The organism is Azoarcus sp. TTM-91 (assembly GCF_012911025.1).
Classification (GTDB): Bacteria; Pseudomonadota; Gammaproteobacteria; order Burkholderiales; family Rhodocyclaceae; genus Azoarcus.
In genome coordinates this window covers 1-1,695 of sequence record NZ_WUEI01000249.1, presented here as the reverse complement: position 1 = coordinate 1,695, position 1,695 = coordinate 1, and the positions used below count along the sequence as shown (strand labels likewise).

The window sequence follows — 1,695 nt, the reverse complement described above, 5'->3', positions numbered from 1 at the left end:
TCTCGCTGGGCCACCCGCTGGGCGCCTCCGGCGCCCGCCTGGTGCTCACCGCGATGCGCCAGCTGGAGGCGACCGGCGGCCGCTATGCGCTGTGCACCATGTGCATCGGCGTGGGGCAGGGCATCGCACTGGTCATCGAAAAAATCTAAGAAAGTTTAGAACCAAAGAATTAGATATTTTCGAATGCGTTAGGAGTGTGATAATTTTTGTTCCAAGGTAGCCGGATTTCCTCGACCCCGGCTACCCATACCTAAAACCACGAGGAGGAGACACCATGAAGCTCAAGCACACCTTGCTGGCCGCCATCGGCCTCGCCTTCGCCGCGGCCGCCCAGGCCGACATCAACGTCGGCGTCGTGGTCTCGGCCACCGGCCCCGCCGCCTCGCTCGGCATTCCGGAAAAGAACACCATCGGCCTGATGCCGACCACGCTGGGCGGGCAGAAAGTCAACTACATCGTCCTCGACGATGGCTCCGACACCACCACCGCCGTCAAGAACATCCGCAAGCTGCTGTCCGAGGACAAGGTCGACCTGGTGCTGGGCTCCACCGTGACTCCCAACTCGCTGGCCATGATCGACGTTGCCGCCGAAGCCACCACGCCGATGATTTCGCTGGCCGCTTCGGCCCGCATCATCGAGCCGATGGACGACAAGAAGCGCTGGGTGTTCAAGACGCCGCAAAACGATGCCCAGATGGCCACCGCCATCGTCGAGCACATGACCAACAACGGCGTGAAGACCGTGGCCTTCATCGGCTTCGCCGACGCCTACGGCGAAGGCTGGTACGAGCAGTTCAAGTCGGTGGCCGAAGCGCGCAAGCTGCAGATCGTGGCCAACGAGCGCTTCAACCGCACCGACACTTCGGTGACCGGCCAGGCGCTGAAGATCATCGCCTCCAAGGCCGACGCGGTGCTGGTCGCCGGCTCCGGCACGCCCGCCGCGCTGCCGCAGAAGACGCTGAAGGAGCGTGGTTACGCCGGCAAGTACTACCAGACCCACGGCGTCGCCAACAACGACTTCCTGCGCGTCTGTGGCAAGGACTGCGAAGGCACCTTCCTGCCGGCCGGCCCGGTGCTGGTCGCCGACCAGTTGCCGGACGACAACCCGGTGAAGAAGTCGGCCCTGGCCTACATCACCAAGTACGAAGCCGCCCACGGCAAGGGCAGCGTTTCCACCTTTGGTGCCCACGCCTGGGACGCCGGCGTGCTGATGACCGCCGCGGTGCCGGAAGCGCTGAAGAAGGCCAAGCCGGGCACGCCCGAATTCCGCGCCGCCCTGCGCGATGCGCTGGAGAACGTCAAGGAAGTGCCGGGCGCCCACGGCGTGTTCAACATGAGCCCGAACGACCACCTCGGTTTCGACCAGCGCGCCCGCGTCATGGTGCAGATCCAGGGCGGTGCCTGGAAGCTGGTCAAGTAAGCAGGCAGCCCGGGCAGCACCCATAAGAAGTAGACGGCCGGCGGCTGCGCAGACAGCCACCGGCCGCCGATCCCACGCAGAGAAGAATACGAGGAGACCACGGCGACGGCCTTGAGCCGGCGGCGTGGAGGGGTTCGTCATGGATCTACAGATAGCGGCCCTGCTGGGCCAGGACGGCCTGACCAACGGCGCGATCTACGCGCTGCTGGCGCTGGCCTTGGTGCTGGTGTTCGCGGTGACGCGGGTGATCTTCATCCCGCAAGGGGAATTCGTCG

At 65.0% G+C, this 1,695-nt stretch carries 1 protein-coding gene and 2 pseudogenes; all 3 read left to right on the top strand.

What is annotated here, in order from left to right:
* Window positions 1-149 (top strand): annotated as a pseudogene (locus GRF61_RS24030) (3-oxoadipyl-CoA thiolase); the annotation flags it as partial.
* A gap of 125 nt (window positions 150-274) precedes the next feature.
* On the top strand, window positions 275-1,420 hold the full coding sequence (locus GRF61_RS24025) for an ABC transporter substrate-binding protein (RefSeq protein WP_169153136.1): 1,146 nt from the start codon (window positions 275-277) through the stop codon (window positions 1,418-1,420).
* A 139-nt stretch (window positions 1,421-1,559) separates the two neighbouring features.
* Window positions 1,560-1,695: pseudogene (locus tag GRF61_RS24975) on the top strand (branched-chain amino acid ABC transporter permease); the annotation flags it as partial.

What these genes read in the sequence shown, in the direction of transcription:
- GRF61_RS24025 (WP_169153136.1), top strand. Translation starts at nt 275, where the DNA reads ATGAAGCTCAAGCACACCTTGCTGGCCGCCATCGGCCTCGCCTTCGCC.